The sequence below is a fragment of the Pedobacter sp. ok626 genome (genome assembly GCF_900100435.1).
Taxonomy (GTDB): Bacteria; Bacteroidota; Bacteroidia; order Sphingobacteriales; family Sphingobacteriaceae; genus Pedobacter.
Genome location: NZ_FNEX01000018.1, coordinates 1 through 23,410, shown reverse-complemented (window position 1 = coordinate 23,410; position 23,410 = coordinate 1). Strand labels below are relative to the sequence as shown.

17 protein-coding genes and 1 pseudogene are annotated in these 23,410 nt (G+C 40.3%); 15 read left to right on the top strand and 3 right to left on the bottom strand.

The window, feature by feature from the left end; translation table 11 throughout:
- Positions 1-55: 55 nt before the first annotated feature.
- The 6 genes from BLS35_RS21965 (at position 56) to BLS35_RS21940 (ending at position 7,498) form a co-directional block, all read left to right on the top strand.
- Positions 56-1,576, top strand: a complete 1,521-nt coding sequence (locus BLS35_RS21965; protein ID WP_090785582.1) for a redoxin domain-containing protein — start codon at positions 56-58, stop codon at positions 1,574-1,576.
- 12 nt (positions 1,577-1,588) lie between these two features.
- Positions 1,589-2,938 carry a TlpA family protein disulfide reductase gene (locus tag BLS35_RS21960; RefSeq protein WP_090785581.1) on the top strand — a complete coding sequence of 450 codons (1,350 nt, stop codon included), beginning with the start codon at positions 1,589-1,591 and terminating at the stop codon, positions 2,936-2,938.
- Between the two features lie 90 nt (positions 2,939-3,028).
- Positions 3,029-3,985, top strand: a complete 957-nt coding sequence (locus BLS35_RS21955) for a tRNA modification radical SAM protein MnmL/YtqA (RefSeq protein WP_090785580.1) — start codon at positions 3,029-3,031, stop codon at positions 3,983-3,985.
- Between the two features lie 389 nt (positions 3,986-4,374).
- Positions 4,375-5,745, top strand: coding sequence for an ammonium transporter (locus tag BLS35_RS21950; RefSeq protein ID WP_090785579.1), 1,371 nt, complete (start codon positions 4,375-4,377; stop codon positions 5,743-5,745).
- 52 nt (positions 5,746-5,797) lie between these two features.
- The gene (locus tag BLS35_RS21945) at positions 5,798-6,853 is read left to right on the top strand and encodes a porin (protein ID WP_090785578.1); all 1,056 of its coding nucleotides are present in this window, start codon (positions 5,798-5,800) and stop codon (positions 6,851-6,853) included.
- Positions 6,854-6,916: 63 nt separating this feature from the next.
- A complete protein-coding gene (locus tag BLS35_RS21940) occupies positions 6,917-7,498 on the top strand; it encodes a DUF4468 domain-containing protein (RefSeq protein ID WP_090785668.1) in 582 nt (193 codons plus the stop codon).
- Here BLS35_RS21940 and BLS35_RS21935 read toward each other — a convergent pair whose 3' ends face one another.
- A complete protein-coding gene (locus tag BLS35_RS21935) occupies positions 7,499-7,972 on the bottom strand; it encodes a ribonuclease H-like YkuK family protein (protein ID WP_090785577.1) in 474 nt (157 codons plus the stop codon).
- Positions 7,973-8,189: 217 nt separating this feature from the next.
- Here BLS35_RS21935 and BLS35_RS21930 point away from each other — a divergent pair, with 217 nt between their 5' ends.
- From BLS35_RS21930 to BLS35_RS21920, 3 genes are read left to right on the top strand one after another with little or no spacing between them, the layout of a single operon-like run.
- Positions 8,190-8,408, top strand: coding sequence for a hypothetical protein (locus BLS35_RS21930; RefSeq protein WP_090785576.1), 219 nt, complete (start codon positions 8,190-8,192; stop codon positions 8,406-8,408).
- 26 nt (positions 8,409-8,434) lie between these two features.
- Positions 8,435-9,742, top strand: a complete 1,308-nt coding sequence (locus BLS35_RS21925; protein ID WP_090785575.1) for a DEAD/DEAH box helicase — start codon at positions 8,435-8,437, stop codon at positions 9,740-9,742.
- 1 nt (position 9,743) lies between these two features.
- Complete coding sequence (locus BLS35_RS21920; protein WP_090785574.1) at positions 9,744-9,995, top strand: DUF1456 family protein; 252 nt, start codon at positions 9,744-9,746, stop codon at positions 9,993-9,995.
- On the opposite strand, the gene BLS35_RS21915 is transcribed toward BLS35_RS21920, so the two are convergent.
- Positions 9,992-10,798 (bottom strand): PAS domain S-box protein, encoded by an 807-nt coding sequence (locus BLS35_RS21915; RefSeq protein ID WP_090785573.1) that lies wholly within the window; start codon positions 10,796-10,798, stop codon positions 9,992-9,994. The genes BLS35_RS21920 and BLS35_RS21915 overlap by 4 nt on opposite strands.
- 132 nt (positions 10,799-10,930) lie before the next feature.
- Here BLS35_RS21915 and BLS35_RS21910 point away from each other — a divergent pair, with 132 nt between their 5' ends.
- Complete coding sequence (locus tag BLS35_RS21910) at positions 10,931-11,275, top strand: cupin domain-containing protein (RefSeq protein WP_090785572.1); 345 nt, start codon at positions 10,931-10,933, stop codon at positions 11,273-11,275.
- A gap of 17 nt (positions 11,276-11,292) precedes the next feature.
- Here the strand turns inward: BLS35_RS21910 and BLS35_RS21905 are convergent, their stop codons facing one another.
- A complete protein-coding gene (locus BLS35_RS21905) occupies positions 11,293-11,901 on the bottom strand; it encodes an alpha-ketoglutarate-dependent dioxygenase AlkB family protein (RefSeq protein ID WP_090785571.1) in 609 nt (202 codons plus the stop codon).
- A 231-nt stretch (positions 11,902-12,132) separates the two neighbouring features.
- On the opposite strand from BLS35_RS21905, the gene BLS35_RS21900 reads away from it, so the two are divergent.
- From BLS35_RS21900 to BLS35_RS28330, 5 genes and pseudogenes are all read left to right on the top strand, one after another.
- Positions 12,133-13,218 carry a helix-turn-helix domain-containing protein gene (locus BLS35_RS21900; RefSeq protein WP_132226012.1) on the top strand — a complete coding sequence of 362 codons (1,086 nt, stop codon included), beginning with the start codon at positions 12,133-12,135 and terminating at the stop codon, positions 13,216-13,218.
- Positions 13,219-13,353: 135 nt separating this feature from the next.
- On the top strand, positions 13,354-19,794 hold the full coding sequence (locus BLS35_RS21895; protein ID WP_090785569.1) for an MBG domain-containing protein: 6,441 nt from the start codon (positions 13,354-13,356) through the stop codon (positions 19,792-19,794).
- 20 nt (positions 19,795-19,814) lie between these two features.
- Positions 19,815-20,702 carry a PorP/SprF family type IX secretion system membrane protein gene (locus BLS35_RS21890; protein WP_090785568.1) on the top strand — a complete coding sequence of 296 codons (888 nt, stop codon included), beginning with the start codon at positions 19,815-19,817 and terminating at the stop codon, positions 20,700-20,702.
- A 329-nt stretch (positions 20,703-21,031) separates the two neighbouring features.
- Positions 21,032-21,538: a gliding motility-associated C-terminal domain-containing protein gene (locus tag BLS35_RS21885; RefSeq protein ID WP_090785567.1), complete on the top strand. Its 507-nt coding sequence runs from the start codon at positions 21,032-21,034 to the stop codon at positions 21,536-21,538.
- A gap of 85 nt (positions 21,539-21,623) precedes the next feature.
- Positions 21,624-23,410 (top strand): annotated as a pseudogene (locus BLS35_RS28330) (collagen-like protein); the annotation flags it as partial.

Sequence of the window (23,410 nt, the reverse complement as noted above, 5' to 3'; positions counted from 1 at the left end):
TGTTTGGCTAAGTTCAGATCCCTTTTTATTTCCCTTACGCTAAAACCAAATTATAATGATGAAAAAATGGATTAAAGTAGCCCTGGTTTGCGGTCTTAGTTTACCGCTATTTGCTACTGCTCAGATAAAAAAACAAGCGGTTGTTGCTGATCGCGCAGTGCTATCTAAATTAATTAAAGCGGTAGAAGCTAACCCTGATAGCTTAGCTGCACATAGCGCTTACATAAAAGTGGCAATCTTAAATAGTGCAGCAACTGTTGCCCAATATGATAAATGGATGAAGCAGTTTCCAAAATCAGCTATGGTGCCTTATGCCTTAGCCAAAGCTTATACAGATGAGGAAAGTCCAAAAGCAAAACCATATTTATTGAAAGCGGTGGCTATCGATCCGAAGTTTACTGAGGCCTGGGGCGGTTTATGGACAGATGCACAGCGTTGGGGGGATTTTGAAGCTGGTGATGTGTATCTGAAAAAGGCTGCAGAAAGTGATCCTCAAAATGCAAGTTATGCTTTCTATTATTCAAGTAGTTTCCGCGACAAAGATCCTAAGCGCTACCTTGAGCTAACTATGGATGTTGCAAAACGTTTCTCTACCAGTGATAGAGGGGCGCAAGCCTTATATTGGTTGGCTGCACGCTCTTCAGATGTTGCAGATAAATTAAAGTACTTTGAGTTGTTACATGATAGTTTTGATCCGGCAAAGTTTAACTGGTCATCGAGCGGAATGTCTTCATATTTTAATATTCTGTTGGCCGTGGATCCTGGTAAGGCTGTTGCTTTGGCACAAGAAATGCTTAAAGATAAAAAATCGGAGAAGGAGTGGACAAACTTAGCGGTGCAAGCGCAACGTGTCGCCGAGGCTAGGGGCTTATTGAATGCACAAAAACCTACAGAAGCACTGGCTTTGCTGAATCAAGTGAAATTGCCAAGGTATTTTAGTTTCAATAAAGAATTGATTTTGCTAAAAGCAGAGAGCGATGATCAAGCTGGAAAAACAGGCGCTGCGTACGATAGCTTAATTGTTGCTTTTGCCAAGAAACCAGCTGTTAAATTGAGAACTGTTATCAATGGCTATGGTGTTAAACTAGGCAAGAATTCGACACAGGTTGATGCAGATATTTGGAAGCGTTTGGATGGGGTTGCAAAAGTTGCTACTCCTTTCAAGCTTAAAAATTACCTGACTCCAGGCTCTACTGCGCTGGAAGATTATAAAGGAAAAGTGGTATTGTTGACCTACTGGTTTCCAGGTTGTGGACCATGCCGTGGAGAATTTCCCCATTTCGAGAATGTAGTGCGTAAATTTAAAGGACAAGGGCTTGAGTATGTTGGTATCAATATCGTTTCTGAGCAAAACGAGTATGTTGTGCCTTTTATGAAAGGTAGTGGCTATAGCTTTACACCATTAGAAGATGTGGCTGGAAGAGTTAAAGGTAATTTAGATAACAGAGATGCAGCACCAACTAACTTTTTGATAGATAAAGAAGGTCGCCTGATCTTTTCAAACTTTAGGACTGATGGCGACAATGAGGATGAATTGGAGTTGATGATCAGTATGTTGTTGTCGAATAAAAATTAAGAATAGATAAGCATGAAAATATTTAAAAAACTTAGGATGATTGCTGGCCTGGCCTTATTTACGATGGTTAGTGCATTTGGGCAGCAGAAAGCCGGTTTCATTACCCTTAAAGGCCAGCTGAAAGGCTTTAGCAATCAAGCGGAGATCGAAGACTTGTCAGAGTATCAATACTTGCTTCCTCCTTCTGCAGAAAGAATGGTTGTGCCGGATGCTAATGGGAATTTCAGTATTAAGTTTAAAGCAATTGCCCCTAATTACTATCGCCTGGGCCGTAATACGCTTTACCTTTCGCCTGGTGATCATTTAGAAGTGTATATCGATAAAAGCAATCCCAAATTGGCTACATTTAAAGGGCAAGGTGCAGCTGCAAATATGTACATGAAGAATACGCCTTTCCCAAAAGGAGGTTCTTTTATTGAAGCTGGTAAGTATGTGAAGGAAAGCCCTGAAGCGACAGTGATCGCTGTTGAAGAGCAGGCAGCCTTGCGTACTAAAGAACTAGCTAATGTTAAAGATGTAACTAAGGAATTCAAACGTTTGGAAACTGCCCGTATTAAAGCAGATTTGATCAATAGTATTAATAGTGGAGAGACTTATGGTGTTTATGCATTGAAATTAAAAGGTGATGCCGCTAAAGCTTATGCTGAAAATTATGTAAAATCAGTTGCTTCAAAGGTGGTTACATATAGTAAAGGTTTTACTGATGCTTCTTTGATGAAAATGGTAGTGTACCGTGATATCGCTGATGAAGTGATAAAGCTAGGTGGTAAAGCTGCTGATATCCAAACTATCAAGGATTGGTACGAGATGAGTACATTGGTTACAGATATGCATAAAGTGAGCGATAAAAAGCAATTGGCTGCATTTGAGGCAAAAATTGCTGTGTTTAAAACGCTAAGCTATAAGGCTGCTGCTCGTAAAATGCTGGAAAACTTAATGTCATTTGGAAAAGGAGATACTGCTGTTGATTTCAGCACAGTTGATATGGCCGGAAATCAGGTTAACTTAAGTAGCTTAAAAGGTAAGGTAATCTATGTAGACATCTGGGCAACCTGGTGTGGTCCATGTATGCAGGAGATGCCGCATTTTGAGAAACTTAAATTGCAATATAAAAACAACCCCAATGTGGTTTTTGTATCCTTATCTATTGATGATAGTGAAAAGCCATGGAAGCAAAGTGTGGAGAGTCGCAAAGCCGATGGATACCAATGGTTGATTAACAGAGCTAAATTGCAAGCTTATAATATTGTAGGCATTCCAAGAAGTCTGTTGATTGATAAAGACTTTAAAATAGTGGATATGGATGCACCAATGCCTTCTGAGGCGGCTGCAGTTACTGCCATAAATGACTTGCTAAAGTAATTTTATGATTCGTTCTGCTGTCCTTCACTAGGGGAGGACAGCAGAATAAATTAAAAAGCCGTACTTTTGCAAAAAATAAAAGATAAGCAATTGGGAACTCTATTAGATTTAGGCATAAAGGGATATAATAATTACGGTACGCACCTTAAACAAAAATATAAAGGACAGCGTGTGTTTAAAGTAATTGTTGATGGCGGTTTTACTTGTCCTAATCGTGACGGTAGTAAAGGTTACGGAGGTTGTACTTATTGCAATGTTGATTCTTTTACACCTGAGCTTTCCCGTAAGCTTCCTACCATCCGCGAGCAATTAGAGCAGGGGATGGAAAGAGGAAAGGGTTTCTATAAAGCTGATAAATTTATCGTTTACTTTCAGCCTAATACCAATACTTATGCACCTGTACATTATTTAAAGATGATGTACGATGAGGCACTTTCTATAAATACCGACGATGTTGTTGGTTTTTCTGTAGGTACCCGACCAGATTGTATAGATGCTGAAAAAGTAGCTTTACTTGAGTCTTATACTGATCGTTTTGATGTGGATCTTGAAATGGGTATGGAGTCTATATATGATGAGACCCTAAATCAGATCAATAGAGGTTGCAGTCATGGTGAGTTTGTAGAAGCGGTTAAATTACTTGAAAATTCTAAACTGGATCTTTGTGTACATACTATTTTTGGTTTTCCATGGGAAACTGAAGAGATGATGTTGGGCTATATCCATGAGATCAATAAATTCCCTCAGATTAAATTCGTAAAATTCCATCACCTTCACATCGTTGAAGGCTCTATAATGGGGGCAAAATATAAAAAACAACCATTTAAACTGTTTTCTCTGGAAGAATACACCGATTTGTTATGCAAATTGATTCCTTTACTAAGACCTGATGTGGTTATTCAACGTTTATTTGGTATATCTGACTGGGATTTGCTGATTGCACCCAATTGGGGCTTGAACAAATCGGCCATTCAGACCTATATTGATAAGGAGATTGAGAAAAGAGGGGTAGTGCAGGGCAGTGCTTACGTACCGCTAGCGAAATAAGGGCAACCCATCACATTTTATTCTGTTAATTTTATTTGCATCCCGAATTTCGGGATGTTTTTGTTTATATGGGGTTTATTTCTGTGTATGGTTCTGTGTTTTTTGATTTTTGTCCATCTTTTTATGTTGGGTTTTAATTTTTTATGTGATTTTGTGTAATTTTTATTTATTTATCAAAAAATAGAGGTCTTTTCATCTTCAATATTAGATTATTTCAAAATATTGACTGTGTTTTTGTTAAATTTTAATGTTTTTTGATGATTTGTAATGAAAATTATAACGTTTTCGTTGAAATTGTGTAGTTATGAATATTGTTTTTTGGAATTAATCCGTAGATTTATAAAAAAAATCAAATAAACCGATAATTATAACAAGTAAAATCTAACATTATGGCAAAAGTTTTGTTTAAACAGTGGGGCCCATTTGCAGTTTTATTAATAATTGCAATTCTTGCCCTATTTATTCCCTTACTTCCTAATTTTGATGAGGGAAAATACAGTGGACCAGATATCGCTTTTGTATTAATTGCTGCAGCCTTGGTATTTTTAATGACTCCTGGGCTTGCTTTTTTCTACGGTGGTATGGTTCATCGTAAAAATGTACTCTCTACCATGATTAAAAGTGTGGTAGCTGCAGGGGTAATCTCTGTATTATGGGTAGTAGTTAGTTTCAGTCTGGCCTTCGGTAATACTATCGGTGGTTTTATTGGAGATCCTAGAACCTTTTTCTTCTTTCATGGTGTAAACTCTAGCCCATCGTGGAGTTTGGCTGCAACAATTCCTCTTTCTTTGTTTGCTGTTTTCCAATTGATGTTTGCCATCATTACTCCAGGTTTGGTGGTAGGTGCTGTGGCAGAACGTATCCGTTTTACTTCATACATCTTATTTATCGTGTTGTTCTCGCTATTGGTATATTCTCCTTTGGCACATTGGACATGGCATCCAGAAGGTATCCTGTTTAAAATGGGTGTACTTGACTTTGCTGGTGGTACTGTTGTACACATCTCGGCTGGTATGGCTGCTTTAGCTGGTGCATTGGTGTTGAAACGTAGAAAATCACATATTGAACACCGCGAAGTACCACCTGCTAACATTCCTTATGTATTGATCGGTACTGGATTACTTTGGTTTGGTTGGTTCGGTTTTAATGCTGGTTCTGCCTTAGGTGCAAACAGTTTAGCGGTATCTGCTTTTTTAACAACCAATATTGCAGCTGGTGCAGCAGGTTTGTCATGGATGTTCTTTGATGTATCCAGAGGTAAAAAACCATCTGTACTAGGTTTCTGTATCGGTGCTGTTGTTGGTCTTGTAGCCATCACTCCAGGTGCAGGTTTTGTAAGTATTCCTTCAAGTATCTTCATCGGTGTAATTGCTGCGGTAATTTCAAATCTTGCAGTATCATGGAAACAAAAAACTTCATTAGATGATACTTTAGATGTATTCCCTTGTCATGGTGTAGGTGGTATTGTTGGGATGTTGTTGACAGGTGTATTTGCTACTAAGACTGTAAATAGTGCTGGTGTTGATGGATTGCTGTATGGTAACCCTGCATTCTTCCTAACTCAATTAAAAGGTGTTGTAATCGTGGTGATCTTCAGTTTTGTAATGTCCTTCGTGATTTTTAAACTGATTAACCTGGTACAGCCAATTCGTGTAACTTCTGAAGAAGAAGAAGAAGGTTTGGATGCAAGTCAGCACAACGAAAAATATTCTCAAGGTACTTTGATCGTAGCCGGTCAGGAAGTCGAAAATACTTTTTAAGTAAAAATTATTCACCATTTAAATTCTCAACCTCAACCTAAACCAATTGATTATGAAATTAAGATCTCTATTCACTTTAGCAACATTGACTATCGCTTCTGCAACTTATGCACAAGAGACTACAGAAGCGCCATTGCAGATCTCAGGGTCGGTAGATACTTACTTCAAGTATGACTTCGCAAAAGCGCCAAATATCAAAACATCCTTTGTTACTGACCAGAATTCGGTTTCACTAGGTATGGTTGATCTCGCTTTAAAGAAAACTACAGGTAAGGCGTCGTTTGTTGGAGAACTGTCTTTTGGACCACGAGGACAAGGACAATCGATACCTAATGGCTCATTAGCTTCAACAGCGGGTGGAGATGTTTCAGCATCTAGTTTTCACATTCAGAACTTGTATGTAAACTATGCCTTCACAGATAAGTTTACAATGACTGCGGGTTACATGGGTACATTTATTGGTTATGAAGTAATTTCACCAGTAGCCAACTTCAATTATTCGACCTCTTATTTATTTAGTTACGGACCTTTCCAGAATGCCGGAGTTAAAGGTACTTACGCTTTCTCTGATAAAGTTAGCTTAATGTTAGGTTTGTTTAATGAGTGGAATTCTTATTCTGCTTCACGTGGGGTGTCAAGTGTTGGAGGTCAATTAATGGTTTCTCCCGTTAAGGGCTGGACTGCCTACATAAATGGCTTACATGGATTAGATGCTTATGGAAACTACAGTACGATTGTTGATTTAACAACTTCTTATCAAGTTACTGAGAAAGTTAAAATAGGCTTAAATGCTGCAGATCTTAGTGCCGGCAGTGATAACTTTGGTTATACAGGTGTAGCTTTGTATCCACAATATGCCTTCAGTCCTGCTGTTGCCTTGGGTGTAAGAGCAGAATACATGAATTTTAAAGGTGTTGCTGGTGGGGATGATGCCAGTGTACTTTCTGGAACATTATCTGCAAATATCAAAGCAGGTGGTTTGACTTTCATTCCTGAGGTTCGTTTTGATAATGATAAAGACTTTTCACAGTCTTTCCTTAAAAGTGATGGTATTACACCAACTAAATCGGCTTCACAATTCTCTTTGGCTGCTGTTTATGCATTTTAGTCTCTATTACATTTAATAATGAGCCATCGGGATTGTCCGATGGCTTTTTTATATCTTTATATTATGAAAACTTTAACTCTAGCTATCTTATTGTTTTTTTCTGCTGTTGGTTTTGCCCAAGACAAGCCATTGTCTAACGATGACAGGGGTAAGCTGATCTATTATGAGGTAGTGACAGTAAAGGATGCACATAAAGATTCGTTGAGTGCAAGGGCTGCTACTTTTTTAAAAAAATCAAGTAAATCATTAAAATTGAAATCCCGGGAAAGCGATTCTGTTTTTCAGGCTGAAGGGAAACTGATCGTCAATAAAACGGCAATGGTTTTAAGTCGCCCATCTGGTGAGGTGCTTTATAATTTTTATGTGGAGATCAGGGATGGGAAGTATCGTTTTTGGCTGACTGATTTTAATTTTATTCCATACCAACGGGATCGTTATGGCAATTTCGTTCCTTCAACCACTGTTGGGGTTCCGCTTGAGACTAAACCGGGAAAGTTGAATGCAGCTGAATGGGCGGGTTACCTAAAGGCGACAACCAGCGCTGTGAATGTTTTTGCCGGACGTTTTAAAGCGGCGATGATGAACAAAGCTGTTGCTTTGCCGGTAATAAAAGCCGAGCCTGTAAATCCTGCTAAAAAGTGGTAGTTAGTGCACCATTTTATCTGCACAGGTAGAGCTGGCAAATGCTTCGGGCTTTGCTTTAAAAATGAATCCCATACTTAAAATATAACCCATCGCTTCATTTAATGCTTTGTTTGATTTGAACATTGGGTTGGTATTGATATCTGCATGTACTTCCAGGTCTACATTGTAGAGGTCTAAAAGATCACAAATGGAGTAGGCTGTTTCGATAGACTTTTGTACTTCAACCAACATCCTTTCTTTGATACTCATTTTTTGAGCGGTTTTCTCCTGATGAATGTACATGAAACCCCCATGGTGTTCCCTTAGTAAGACAATTACCGTTGCAAAATCGGTGAGTGCCCCTTTTACCTGTGAATCCGTACCGATGCAGACCTTAAGCTTGTAGCCGTTGTCGCTTTCTCTGATGATGGCGTTTTCTACCTCTTCGAGGATTGAAGAGTGAATGATTTCGCCGCTAAATTTCTTCCAGTTCATACGTTAATTGATGTTTTGTAAACAACCCGTATTTAGGTTTCTTAAAAATAAGTGGATAAAATTAAAAACGTGTTAAATTGTTGCGGTTTAATTGTTAACAATTGTCTAGTTGTCAACAGCTTAGTTGTATATTTAAACTCTTTTGATGAAGCCTTGTTATAATAAGGTAAGTGCGCTTTCGTTAAATAGGAAGAATCGTTAACTAAATATAAGCATTATGAAGACAGAATTGTTAAATGAATTTTATCTGCTTCAAAAGAGCAGAGCTTCAGTTGATTATCAAGAAATGATGGAGGACCGGGTTTATATGCCTGTGAAGCGGGTTAATCGAAAGATGACGACATGGATTGCTGAACGGGGACATATGTTGATGAATCTGGATATGCGACTAAATAGCTCGCTGAAGTATCTAAGGAGGAAGTATCTGAAGTTTTAATGCCTTAATTCCACTATCTTTGCGCCATGATGGTAGAAAAGATACTGGAGAAATTAAAAATTGCTTCCCTAAATCAAATGCAGCAGGAAACAGTTGCTGCTGGTAAAACTGGAAGTGATTTAGTTTTGTTGGCCCCTACGGGGTCGGGTAAAACGTTGGGTTTCTTATTGCCGGTATTACACAATTTAAAAAAAGATGTTGATGGCGTTCAGGCGCTGATATTAGTGCCCTCACGTGAGCTGGCTTTGCAAATTGAAATGGTGTTCAGACAAATGTCGACCGGTTTTAAGGTAAACTGCTGTTATGGTGGTCACCCCGTAAAAACGGAAAGAAACAATTTTGAACAACCACCTGCAGTACTGATCGGAACCCCCGGTAGGATTGCATATCACCTTCGTCATGAGAATTTTGACGAATCTGGGATTACTACGCTTGTATTGGATGAGTTTGATAAAGCATTGGAATTCGGTTTCCAGGAAGATATGTCGTATATCATCCGTAAGCTACTGTCTTTAAAACAAAGAATATTGACTTCGGCAACTTCAATGGAAGAAATTCCTGACTTTACTGGGATTAGTAAGCCTGTTGAGATTAACTTTTTAAGTGATGCCGCTGTAGCGCCAGATTTGAAGTTGAAAAAGGTGTTGACAACTGCGGAAGATAAGCTACCTACATTGTTAAAGCTGATCTGTAAGGTTGGACATAAAAACATGCTGATTTTTTGTAACCATAGGGAGACCGTGGATCGTATTAGTGATTTGCTAATCGATCAGGATCTTTCACACGATATTTTTCATGGCGGAATGGAACAAGATGAGCGTGAGCGCGCTTTGTTAAAGTTTAGGAATGGTAGTATTAAGATTTTAATTACAACAGATCTGGCCTCAAGAGGTTTGGATATACCTGAAGTAGAATGTATCATTCATTACCAGTTGCCATATACGGAAGATGCATTTTTGCACCGCAACGGACGTACCGCGCGTATGAATGCAAAAGGTACAGCCTACCTGATTGTTGCTGACGATGAAAAGTATCCTTTCTTGAAGGGGGATATCGAAGTAGAAAATTTGAAAGGTAATTTTAGTCTTCCAAGAGATAGTGAATGGCAAACTTTATATATCGCTGCAGGGAAAAAGGACAAGGTTAATAAGATAGATATTGTTGGCTTGTTACTTAAAAAAGGTGGTTTGCAGAAAGACGATGTTGGTTTGATTGAAGTTAAAGACCAGGCTTCTTATGTAGCTGTGAAGCGTAAAATGGTAAAGAGCATTTTAGGTGCGCTGGCTAACGAGAGAATAAAGAACAAAAAGGTAAAGATTGAAATAGCAATGTAATATGAGTAATAACGATATCTTTAAGAAGTTGCGTGTAGCGCTGGCGCTTACCAACGACGATATATTGAAAATAATGTCTCTAGTAAATTTTAAAGTTAGCAAAAGCGAGCTTGGAGATATTTTTAGAAGCGATGATCACCCTAATTTTAAACCTTGCGGCGATCAGATTCTACGCAATTTTTTAAATGGTCTTGTGATTTATAAACGAGGACCAAGACCTCCAAAGCAAGATCCGGGCGCAGCAGGCGCTTAGAGACGCTTATCTAGTTCTTCAGCATGTGAATTGATCTTTTTAACTACGGTATCAAGTTCATATGCTGAAGTAACAAGCATTTTAATAATGTTGACATCCCTGGGTTCATTAGGGTGCTCTGCCTTCATCAGTTGAACTAATCCCAGTATATTACTTACCGGTTTTCTGATTTCATGTGAGTTTGTCCAGGCAATCTCTTTGAGTCTTCTCTCGTTTCTGACGCTTCGGTCAATATCAATCGCAATAACAATATAAGCTTCCTTGTCCTTGAATTTTATAGAGTGATGGGAAATGAGCATGTAGAAAAGCTCGCCGTTTTTTTTCTGATGTAACCAGATCCCTGTTTCGTGTCCTTCGTCATGGTCGGAATAGAGGTAATCCTTTAATTTCTTTCTTTCCTCTTCAGGACGGATATCTAAGGCTGACATTTTTAGCAGTTGTCCGCGACTATAGCCGTATTTTTTGACCATTACATCATTAACGGCAAGAAACCTGAAGGTCGTTTTATCCATTACGTATACAGCTCCGGGTGAGGCTTCGAATAATTGGAAGTAATTGCTTTCTGCACGCAACAAACGTTTATGGTGGGCTCTGAGTAGAAAAAATAAAGCTGACGCCGTGAAAAGCAAGAAAGAAATGTTTTTACTCGTATATAGATAGCGGAGATCTACGTGTGGGTTATTACGATCTACAATGCCAATAATGATGCTTCCAAGGTATAGCCAAGCTACTCCTGCAGCGAGGTAGATAAGGATAATAAAAAGAAAGGGCCTGCGCGTCGCGTAGCCAGATTGTATTTCCATATAGAGCGATAAGGATGATTGATTAAATTTAGTAAAGATATGCGGTAATACAAAATGAGACAATTGTAAGAGTTACCTTTGTATACGCTACATTGTTGATGGCTTATCTTGTGTAATTAGATATAATAAAATATGAGTGATTTATTAAAAAGCAAAAACTTTCAGCAGGGTACAGATATTCCCTGGGAATATGCATCTCCTGGTATCCAAAGACAGATTTATGGTTACGATGACCGTGTAATGTTGGTGAAAGTTAAATTTGAGAAAGATGCTGTAGGTTCAATTCACGAACATCCGCATACGCAGGTTAGCTATGTAGAAAGTGGTGTTTTTGAACTGACTATTGGAGATGATAAACAGATCTTAAAAACTGGTGATGGTTTTTATGTACCACCCAACACTTTACATGGGTCGGTATGTCTGGAACCTGGGGTTTTAATAGATGTATTTAGCCCACACAGGGAGGATTTTATATAGCAAGATAAGTGAGAGGCTCAGGATACGATCGTTCGAAAGGTTAGGTTGACCCTGGGCTTATGCGTTTGTTTGGTAGGAGGGAGCCGATGTAACCAATGAGTTTGCGTGTGATCCTTCATCACCAATAGGCTTCCGTTTTCCAGAATTAAAGAAACGGTTTGCTTGCTTTGCTTGTGCTTAAAGGCAAATTTCCTTTCGGCTCCAAAGCTCATAGAGCCTATAGCTCCATTCTTTTTCAAATCTTTCTCCCCATCACTATGCCAGGCCATACCTTCTTCTCCAGTATGGTAAAGATTAAGCAGGCAGGAATTGAATGTTTCTCCCAGTGTTTTTTCTGCTAATGTTTTCAATTCAAGTAACTCTGGGGTCCAGGGTAGTGCTTTTTTTGTGACATTTGAATACGTGTATTCGAATTCTTTTTCGCCGTACCAGGCTACCTTTCGTTTTGTGAGTATATGTTTGCCAAAAATGACCGCCTCATCATTTCTCCATTCGATAGTATTCAACAATATATCCAGGTAATGATTAGCCGTTTGCGAAGACATTAATTTGCCATAATATTTTACTGTACCATCATAAGGTAATAGATTTTTGTTCTCAACTGTTTCGTTACTAAATAAATCCATTTTGTTTTAATTTAAAAATTAGAAGCGGGGCTTAATCTTGATTGCGAAAATCATTAAAATTATTTGGTATTAAAACCCGATTGTTGCTTGCTTGTGTAAAATGATAATATTCATTTTAAAGAAAAACACATATCTTGCACCATCAAATATAGGGCTTTGATCTTTTTTTCAAGTATTAGTTGTTTTTTCTTGCTCTTACTTTCTTTGCACTTGTTTTTCGCAAAACGAGGTGTGAAACTATTGAATCGTTTACTGTCTATTATCTTTATCGCCAGATTTGGTCAGGTACTGGTTTCACTGCTTGTAAATTCGCAGGATCAGGATGTTTTTTCTTTTTTTTATCAGGTTGCAGCTCCATTTTATTATGCTGCTCCTGTTTGCTTTTACTTGTATGTAACCCATTTTATCAATGGACGTACTCAGCTCCGTAAGTTTGAATGGCTGCATTTTATTCCCGCTTTTCTGGCCATTATTCATTTGCTGCCATTGCCCTTTTCGCCTGAAATAAAATGGGATGTTATTGCGGATCAGATTAGAGATAATAAACAACTTTTTATAACAGAAAGGAGTGGGGTATTCCCTTCTTGGTTTTATTACCTGGGCAGACCTTTCTTGTTGCTGGTATATTTAACGGCAACCTGGTTTGCTGTACTCAAATCAAAAGTGATTGATGAACATATTGATGCAAATGGTAAAAAGTGGATCTTCTTTTTTATAAGAGCCGCTACTTTTTTTCAATTGGTGAGCTTTATACCATTGATGATATGGGATGTAGAAGAACCGATATTTAATACTTCTTTCATTATACTTAATTGCGTAGTGCTTTTGGTGATCGTTGTATTTATCATGCATCAGCCGAAATTATTTTATGGCTACTTGTTTGTGGCAGTAGATATGGAAAAAAAACCGGAGGAAGTTAAAGAACTTCCGAAGACAACAGTGGCGGTGAAGAAAGTCAACCTTTTGCCTGATCAGTTAGCTACTTATTCTGATTTGATGAAGTCTTTTATGGAAAACAAAAAGCCATATCTTCAGCCTAATTTTCAAATTGTTGAGCTAGCTAATGAGCTTAATATTCCCGTACACCATTGTTCATTCGTTATCAATAGTTTTTTGGATAAAAATTTTCGCGATTGGATTAACGGATACCGAATTATTTTTTTTATAGATCAATACCCGCTTAAGTCTGATAAAATGACCATCGAATCTGTGGCTTATGAGTCTGGTTTTAAAAGTCTTGCCACTTTTTATAATGCTTTTAAGAAAGAGACAGGTCTAATGCCGAAAGCTTTTTTCTCGCAAAAAAAAGTCTCATAAATTTCTGTATTTCCTCTAATTATTGAATGGTTGGAAGAAAAAATAATACTATATTTAATCTATAGTAAAATACATAGCCTATTTTTGGGCGGTATTACTACTATACAAATATTAATCTAAATTAAACACCTCCCTATGAAGAGAATTTTACTATTCTTATTTCTTTGCCTGACTATTTTTAAAATCCAGGCGCAAACCCCAATAGTCTTAACGTTTAACAGCAATGACGCAACAAATTGGGCTGATGGTATAGCCCAGGATGGTGAGGGGGGATCCACTAATATTCCAGGCCTCAGTTTACAGATTTTTAATATCACTGATATTTCAGGTGCCAAATTGAATTTTCCAATGGAATGGAAAAACGATATCCAGTTGTCAGGAACTGATGGGTTTACCGGATTAACGACGTTCAACGCCGCTGATTGGTATGGTACTGCTATCAAAAGTGCAGATGGAGCAGAATTTAAAATTAATGGTTTCAGTTGGTATGATTGGGGATGGCAATCTGGGGATATTGTTAATATAAGAGGTTATCGGGATAATGTTCAGGTAGCTACAAGTAGCTTTATTGGTAATTTTAACGGTAATAGGGTTGTTGTTGACTTAAGTTCAAATAGTAGCTTTAACAATGTAGATGAAGTCAGAATATTTACTTCGGGGAGTCCTATCTCGCCAGCAATTAATGGAATATCCATTACGGCGCATGTATATGCAAGTAGTGTAAGTTCGACGAAGTCTAATGGGAGCTATAAGGTAGGAGAGATAATTCCGGTAAATGTTTCATTTTCTGAACCCGTAAATGTTACAAATACTCCGCAGCTTAAACTGGAAACAGGTACAACGGATAGAATAATTAATTATGCTTCAGGTACTGGTACAAGTACGCTTACCTTTAATTATACTGTAGAAGATGGAGACAATAGTTCGAGGCTTAGTTATTTTGATTCACAAGCTCTGACTCTTAATGGTGGGCAGATTAAGGCTGTTAGCAATGGTTTTAACGCCGCCTTGACGCTTCCTGTTCCAGGGGGATCGGGTTCTTTAAGTGCGAATAAAGATATTATTATAGATGGGATTGTTCCGACCCTGACTTCTGTAAACTCAAGCACTGCCAATGGCACTTATAAAGAAGGAGATGTGATTGCCATTAATCTGAATTTTTCGGAAGTTATAACGGTTACAGGAACTCCCCAGCTCATTATGAATTCTGGTGCAACAGTCAATTATAGCAGTGGTTCAGGAACGTCAACCCTCAGCTTTAACTATACAGTACAGGCTGGAAATACTAGCGCCGATCTGGATTATATCAGCACGACCGCACTCAGCTTGAATGGTGGGTCACTTAGTGACGAAGTAGGAAATAATGCCACATTAACTCTACCCGCCCCTGGAGCTGCAAACTCTTTGGGTGCCAACAAAAATATTGTTATCGACACTACCTCACCGGTAGTGAGTTCAGTGAGCTCCAGTCTGGCAAACGGAACCCATAAAATCAATGACATTATTCCCGTATCAGTCAATTTCTCTGAAGCGGTGATCGTAACAGGAACACCAACCCTTAGTCTGAATTCAGGAGGAACGGCAAGTTATGCCAGTGGCTCCGGAACAACAACTTTGGTCTTTAACTACACTGTAGCGCTTAACCAAAGTATCGCTGACCTAGATCAGGCCAGCACCACTGCGCTTTCCCTTGCAGCAGGAACCATTAAAGATGCTGCAGGAAACGATGCCACTTTAACCCTCGCCGCTCCAGGAGCGGCTGGATCTTTAGGTGCCAACAAAGATATCGCCATCAATACCACCGCGCCAACCACACTGAGCATCACCAGAACTGGTAATGCCGCGATCAATGGCACTTCAGCCCAGTTTTTAGTAACTTTCTCTGAAAACGTAACTGGTGTCAACACCTCCGATTTCAGCATTACCTCTACAGGGATCACCGCTCCTGCAGTTACCTTCGTCTCAGGAAGTAACAATACCAGGACAGTTACGGTAAACACCGGAACAGGATCGGGAACCTTAAGACTGGACCTTAAAAGTTCAGGAACAGGTATCATCAACACGGTTGGTAACGAGATTCAGGCAGGATATACTGCCGGAGAGGTCTATACCATCGACAAAGTCATTCCAACCTTAATTAACGTAACCATTGCCTCCAATAATGCAAATACCGCAAAAGCAAAAACAGGAGATGTGGTTACTCTGAGCTTCACCGCCTCTGAAACCATCGGTACACCAGTGGTGAGCATTTTTGGGAATACCGCTACGGTGACCAATATCACTGCAAACGACTGGACAGCAACCTATACCACACAAATAACAAATGCCAATGGTATCATTCCCTTTAACATCGCCTTTGCAGATGTTGCCGGAAATGTTGGAATTGCAGTAACTGCAACCACCAATGCCAGCAGCGTGACTTTTGATAAGACCGTTCCAGCCTTAACTACGGTAGCTATTGTCTCCAATAACGCTTCAAATCAAACGGCTAAAACAGGAAATATTATCACTTTAACCTTTGCCGCTTCAGAAGCCGTCGCACTTCCTGTAGTAACCATCGCAGGAAATCCTGTTGTACCCACCTCTGCCGGAGGAAACAGCTTCACTGCTGCCTACACCTTAACGGGTACAGAAACAGAGGGTGCTGTTGCTTTCAATATTGCCTTTACAGACCTGACCGGAAATGCCGGAACAGACATCACTGCAACCACCAACAGCAGCAGCGTCACCTATGACAAAATGGTCCCGACCCTCAGCGGAGTAACCATTGCTTCAAATAACCTGATGACGAACGTAGCAAAAGCAGGGAATATCATCACGCTGAATTTTATGGCCTCAGAAGTCATTGCCACCCCAACGGTAACCATGGGGGGAATCGCGGTAACCCCGAGCAATAGTGGAGGCAACAGCTGGACGGCAACTCAAACGGTATCAGGACTCACCCCTGAAGGGATCCTTGCCTTTAATATTGCTTTTTCAGATTTACCCGGAAATCCGGGGACCCCGGTAACGGCAACTACCAACAGCAGCAGTGTGCTTGTTGACAGAACTGCTCCCGCTGCGCCTACGGGCTTGACAGCTACTGCTGGAAATACACAGAACACTATCACGTGGAATGCAAGTCCGGCTCCAGATCTGGACAAATACATTCTTTATGGAGGAACAAGCATTAACCCGGCCATAGCTATTCAGACCATTCCGGCAGGAACTTTAACGTATACCCATACAGGACTGACCAATGGTGTCGGTTATTTCTACCGCATTTCTGCTGTGGATGCAACGGGAAATGAAGGTGCTAAATCAGGTAATATTGTGTCTACCCCTAAAGGAACTCAAACTATTACCTTTAATCCGCTTGTAGCTTCAGTTTATGGTGCAACTCCGGTTACACTGACTGCAAGCAGCAGTTCGGCATTAGCTGTAACTTATACTTCCAGCAACACCGCGGTAGCCACAGTATCGGGAAGTACAGTAACTATTCTGGCAGCAGGAACAACCACTATTACGGCATCACAGATCGGAGACGCTGCCTTCCTTGCGGCCGCTCCCGTAACTCAAGACCTGGTGGTGAACAAAAAGGATATCGCAGTTAACGCTGTTGCTAAAACCAAAATATATGGCACAGCTGATCCAGTTTTCACTTATACTTTCAGTCCGGCATTAATTGGCTCTGACACCTTTACAGGGGCACTGGAGCGTATTGCAGGTGACAATGTTGGCGTTTATGGCATCAATCAGGGGACAGTTGCGCTAAATGCAAACTACACGATTACATTTACTTCGGCTGACTTGCAGGTTACTGCGAAATCGATAACAATAACTGCTGCTGCTGAAACCAAGATTTTTGGAGATACAGATCCTACTTTTATTTATACTGTAGCACCTGCACTAATCGGAATGGATAACTTTACAGGAAGTCTAGACCGTGCTCTTGGAGAGAATGCAGGTAATTATGCCATTGGTCAGGGCAGTCTGAGTTTGGGTGCAAACTACCAGATTACCTATGTGCCAGCTAACCTATCCATTACTGCCAAGGCCGTTACCGTAGTTGCAACTGCTAAAACGAAGGTTTATGGTAATATTGATCCTGCATTGACTTATACCTTTACTCCGGAACTGATTGGAACGGACGTATTTACCGGAACGCTGGACCGAACTTCTGGAGAAAACATTGGTAGCTATGCCATTTCTCAGGGAACACTTTCTGCTGGAGCAAACTATACTTTATTGTTTAGTACGGCAAACCTGAATATTACGAAGAAAACAATTGCTATCGCCGCAACAGCGGGCAGTAAAGCATACGGAGCGGCGGATCCAGCGTTTGCTTATACTTTCAGTCCAGCATTGATCGGAACAGATGTTTTTACGGGAACATTGGACAGAGCTTCTGGGGAAAACATAGGAAACTATGCTATCGGTCAGGGTACACTTGCACTTAACGGTAATTATAACACTACCTATACACCTGCTGATTTCAGCATTACCAAAAAAACAGTGACCGTTACTGCTATTGTTAAAACCAAAGCGTATGGTGTAGCGGATCCTTCGTTAACATATACATTCAGCCCGGCGCTGATTGGAACAGATGTATTTACTGGAAACTTAGACAGAACAACTGGTGAAAATATCGGAAACTATGCTATCGGACAGGGCTCTCTTGCTTTAAATAACAACTATCTGATTACTTATGTACCGGCGAACCTCAGCATTACTACAAAAGTGCTAACTGTAACCGCTGTTGCCAAAAACAAAACATACGGTGATGGAGATCCGGCACTGACCTATAGTTTCAGTCCGGTGCTTATCGGTACGGATGTTTTTACAGGAAACTTAGACCGGACTATCGGCGAAAACATTGGTGGCTATGCGATTAACCAGGGAACAGTAACTGCAGGGCCTAATTACCAGATTACTTATGTTTCTGCTAACCTGAACATCGGTGCAAAAAGCATTGGTGTGACTGCTACAGCTGCTAACAAAATCTATGGTGCTGCAGATCCGACACTGGCTTATACCTTCAGTCCGGCGCTGATTGGTACAGATACCTTTAGCGGAAGTCTGAATAGGGCTGCAGGTGAAAATGTTGGAACCTATGCCATTAATAAGAATACGTTGGCGCTGAGCAGCAACTATGTATTAAACTACACTACGGCAAGCCTAACCATTGGCAAAGCGCCACTGAGTATTATTGGCGAGGATAAAGAAAAGTTCACAGGTACTACTAATCCGACATTTACTGCAAAATACACTGGCCTTGTAAATGGAGAAACGAGTGCTGTATTGACTACGCCGGCGATATTCAGTACAACAGCAACAACGAGTAGCCCGATCGGAACTTATACTATTGTTCCTTCAGGAGCAGTAGCTGCTAATTATCAGATCAGTTATGTGAATGGTACATTGACTGTAAAACCGGGAGCGCCTACAAATGTGCTGCTTGCGGGAGTGACATTATATGAGAATAAGGCTACGGGAACTGCAGCAGGAACACTAAGCAGTACTTCTGATGATCCTAATGCAACATTTGCCTATAGCCTGGTTTCAGGTACTGGCGATACTGATAATGCTTTGTTCAGTATTAGTGGCAATCAGCTGTTAACTGCTGCCAGTCTGGATTATGAAAATAAAACAACTTATAGTGTAAGGGTAAGAAGCACTACGCAGTATGGTTTCAGTCTGGATAAAACTTTTACCATTGCTTTAAGTGATGTGAATGAATTGCCGACATTGGCCGCTATTGCCAATCAGACCATCTGTTATACTGCAACTGCACAGAACATCAATTTAACAGGCATTAGTGCCGGTCCGGAAAGCACACAAAGTACAAGCCTCAGCGTTGTCGGAAATAACAGTGCTTTGTTACAAAGTTTAAGTGTTTCTGGCTCGGGTGCAACCGCTATCATTAACTATAGCGTTAAAACCGGTGCTTCGGGAACAGCAACAATTACCGTAACGGTAAAAGACAATGGTGGAACAGCTAATGGGGGTGTGGATACCTACAGCAGAGCTTTTGTGTTGACGGTGAACGCGCTACCTGTAGTATCCATTACTGCAGATAAAGGCACTAGCACCGGCAGCAATAGTATTGAAGTAAGTAAAGGTGAAACTGTATTTTTAAACGCTACTGGTGGTGCTATCTACGCATGGGCAAACCACAGCAGCATCATTAGAGGCCTGACTACTTCAACATTGGAAGTAAGGCCAAGGGAAACCACCACTTATACGGTAACAGTAACCAATGCGAGTGGATGTTCGGAAACACAAACTTTCAGTATCAAGGTGCTGGACGATCTGGTTAAAATCAAAGCGACCAACATTATGTCTCCGAATGGTGATGGGATAAATGATAAATGGATAATTGATAACATTGATTTCTATCCGAACAATGAGGTGAAGATCTTTGACAGGAGCGGACGTCTGATATACAGTAAAAAGGGATACGACAACAGTTGGGAGGCTACACTGAATGGAGCACCACTCGCGGAAGGTACTTACTATTACCTGATCGACTTTGGAACTAACAGAGCTGCGTTTAAGGGCTATATCACGGTTATCAGGACCGAACAAACACGATAGTATTTAATATTAAAAACCAGATGAAAATTATATATAAAACATTAGTACTGATTGCCGTTACGGCAATCAGTACTACCTCAAAAGCTCAGCTAAATCCTTTATCTGCGCAGTATTATACCAATCAGTATTTAATCAATCCTGCATTTGCGGGGGCGGGACAAGGTATAAAAGTAAATGGTGCTTACCGAAAGTTATGGAGCAATGTTCCCGGATCACCTTTAACCCAAAACCTGACTGTTGATTATGGTTTCAATAAAGTAGGATTAGGGTTAACAGTAAACAATGAAAGTGCTGGCTTGCAAAGACAAACCCGTGTGGTAGGTAGTTACGCTTATCACTTGAAATTGAATGAAAATAATCATCAGTTGCACTTTGGGGTATCGCTGGGTTTTATGAGTCAGCGTTTGGAGAATGCAGATATTTATGGCAATCCTGCCGATCCGACTGTAGGTCAGTACAATGATCGTAAAACCTATCTGGATGGCGATTTTGGGATGGCTTATACCTCGGATAAACTGAATGTACAAGCATCCATTCCTAACCTTAAAAGTGTATTGAAAAAGGATGTGATAAAGCTGGCCGATGTGGCTACTTTTTACTCAGCAGTGAGTTATAAGATCAGTCTCAGCGAAGGCATGGAGGGGATGGATGTAGAGCCTAAAGTTGCTTACCGTGGCGTAAAAGGATTTGATAACATCTGGGATGCCGGAGCGCAATTGAGCATTGCTAATAAACAGGTGTTTTTGATGGGGATGTACCATAGTTCTGAGAATGCGACTTTTGGCTTGGGTATGGATTACAAAAAGAAATACCTGATCAGCGGAACTTATACTACACAGACTTCTGCATTGAGTGCTTATACGAATGGTAGTTTTGAATTGAACTTAAGATTAAGTTTGGGTAAATAAATCAGAGATTAACTCTTGAAAAGCCTTTGTAGATTGAAAATCTGCAAAGGCTTTTTTTGTTTTTAGTGCCAATTCGATGCTTATGGCCAGTTGTAATAGGGGGGCGTTTATGTTTGCTTTGATTGGTAATCTTATTAATAATTAAGGGGTTGTGTTTCTAATTAGTGTAACTATTGAATAGTTAGAGATATTTAACATTAGGATTTTGTAATCTATGCAACAACTTTGATACCTTTGTTTCGAATTCTATAATCATTTGTCGGGATACAAAGAGGGAATCATTTTATTTTAATTAACCAAACTGTTATGCTAAAAGCTATTGTTGCTGCATGAGGTATTGGCTGTGTTTTATATTCACTTTTCTGACGACTACAAGCAGTCAGGCACAAAGTGTAGGGGCAGCTGTTATAAACTCCTCTGGTAATGCTTATGCCCAAAAAGACTTTACCTACGAGTGGAGTGTAGGGGAAGTTGCGCTTGTTGAAACTATGATTAATCGGCAAGTAAGCGTCACAAATGGGGTACTGCAGCCTATTGTTAGTAACCTGATTATTGCTGCCGGCCCTTTAGTTTTCCCTATCAATATTCTCACACCAAATGGTGATGGAGTAAACGATGTATGGATGATTAAAGATCTCGAAAAATTTCCAGAAAACGAAGTAACCATCTTTGACCGCTCGGGCAGGACTGTATTTCAAACCAAAAATTATCAAAACGATTGGACAGCGTATTTCTCAGGTAAGCTGCTTACCGAAGGCACTTATTATTATGTCCTCAAACTTAAAAGAAACGGCAAGTTTGAAATTGTCAAAGGCTTCATTACCATTCTAAATTAGAACTCAGCACTATATGTCTAAACTTTCGCAAACTCGATTTTTTTTAATTGTTCTTGCATTTATACTGATTTGTTGTACCAGTGTTATGGCTCAACAGCTTCCCCAAATTAACTATCAAGGGGTAGCAAGGAAGTCTGACGGTAATCCTGTTGCCGATCAGTCTATCCGGTTAAGGTTGACCATTAGAGATGGTGGTGCAAGTGGAAATAGCGTTTATTCGGAAACCCGGCAGCGTACCACTAACAAATTTGGATTGTTTACGGCTGTAATTGGCAGTGCCGGAGCGATTACACAAAATGGATCGATGGCCTCAATTGATTGGAGTACGGGAAATAAGTTTCTTCAGGTAGAGATAGATCCCGCTGGAGGAGGTAGTTTTATAGATATGGGAACTTCTCAACTTCAGTCGGTTCCTTATGCAATCTATGCAAGTTCTGCATCTCCTGCAGGTACTGCTGGCGGAGATTTGGGTGGGAGTTATCCTAATCCTACAGTAAATAAATTACAGGGGTCTGCAATAAGTATTACGGCTCCTTTAACGGGACAGATATTAAAATGGAATGGAACAGCCTGGACTCCAAGTAATGAATCTACGGCTTCGACGGGGCCTCAGGGCGCTATTGGGCCAGCAGGACCGCAAGGAATTCAAGGGGTTGCCGGACCGGTAGGAGCCACCGGAGCAACAGGCCCAATGGGTCCGCAGGGTGTACCAGGGGTTTCTGGGATAAGTGGTTTAAATAATGTTGATAATACCAGAGACCTCGATAAACCAATTAGTACACTTACTCAAGCTGCACTTAATTTAAAAGAAGTTTTAGCTAATAAATCACTTGATGTAAATGTTGATGGTGCTTCCGACATAAAATATCCGACAGTAAAAGCTGTAAAAACATATGTTGATGCTGTTGTTGTTAACGCGGCTACAATTCCTGATGCTACGAATAGTGTGAAAGGAAAAATACAGCTGGCGGGAGACTTGTCGGGGACTGGTAGTACAGCAGGAGCACCCATCATTAGTGATGCTGCTATTTCTAGCTCAAAAATTGCAAATGATGCGGTAACAACTGCGAAATTATTGGATGGGAATGTAACGGATGCAAAGATTGCTACAGGAATTAGTCCATCAAAAGTTGGATTAGGGAATGTTGATAATACGAGTGACCTAGCTAAGCCGATCAGTACTGCTACGAAAACTGCGTTGGATGCCAAAGCAAACACAACAGATCTTGCCACCGGGCTAGCATCAAAAGCAAATACTATAGATGTTACTACTGGCTTGGCATCAAAAGCTGATCAAACAACGGTTACGGCTGGACTTGCATTGAAGGCAGACCAGTCTGCACTTAATGCTGCCACTGATGCAATCGCACTAAAAGTTAGTACAGTGGACCTTACAAACGGACTTGCCTTAAAAGCAAATACAGCAGATCTTACTGTTGGGTTGGCATCTAAAGCTGATCAAACAGCGGTAACAGCAGGCTTGGCATTGAAGGCAGACCAGACGGCACTTAATACTGCTACGGATGCGATCGCATTGAAAGCAAATACTACTGATCTTACTGCTGGGTTAGCATTAAAAGCAAGCACAACAGATCTTACTACTGGATTGGCATCAAAAGCTGATCAAATAGCACTTACTACTGGACTTGCATTAAAGGCAGATCAGACGGCAGTCGCATCAGGATTGGCGTTAAAAGCGGACCAAGCAGCCCTTACATCTGCTACAAATGCCATTGCATTGAAGGCTGATCAAACAGCACTTACAGCCGCCACAGATGCTATTGCCTTAAAGGCCGATCAAACTTCAGTTACTGCTGGATTAGCATTAAAAGCAAATACAACAGATCTAACGACTGGTTTGGCATCGAAAGC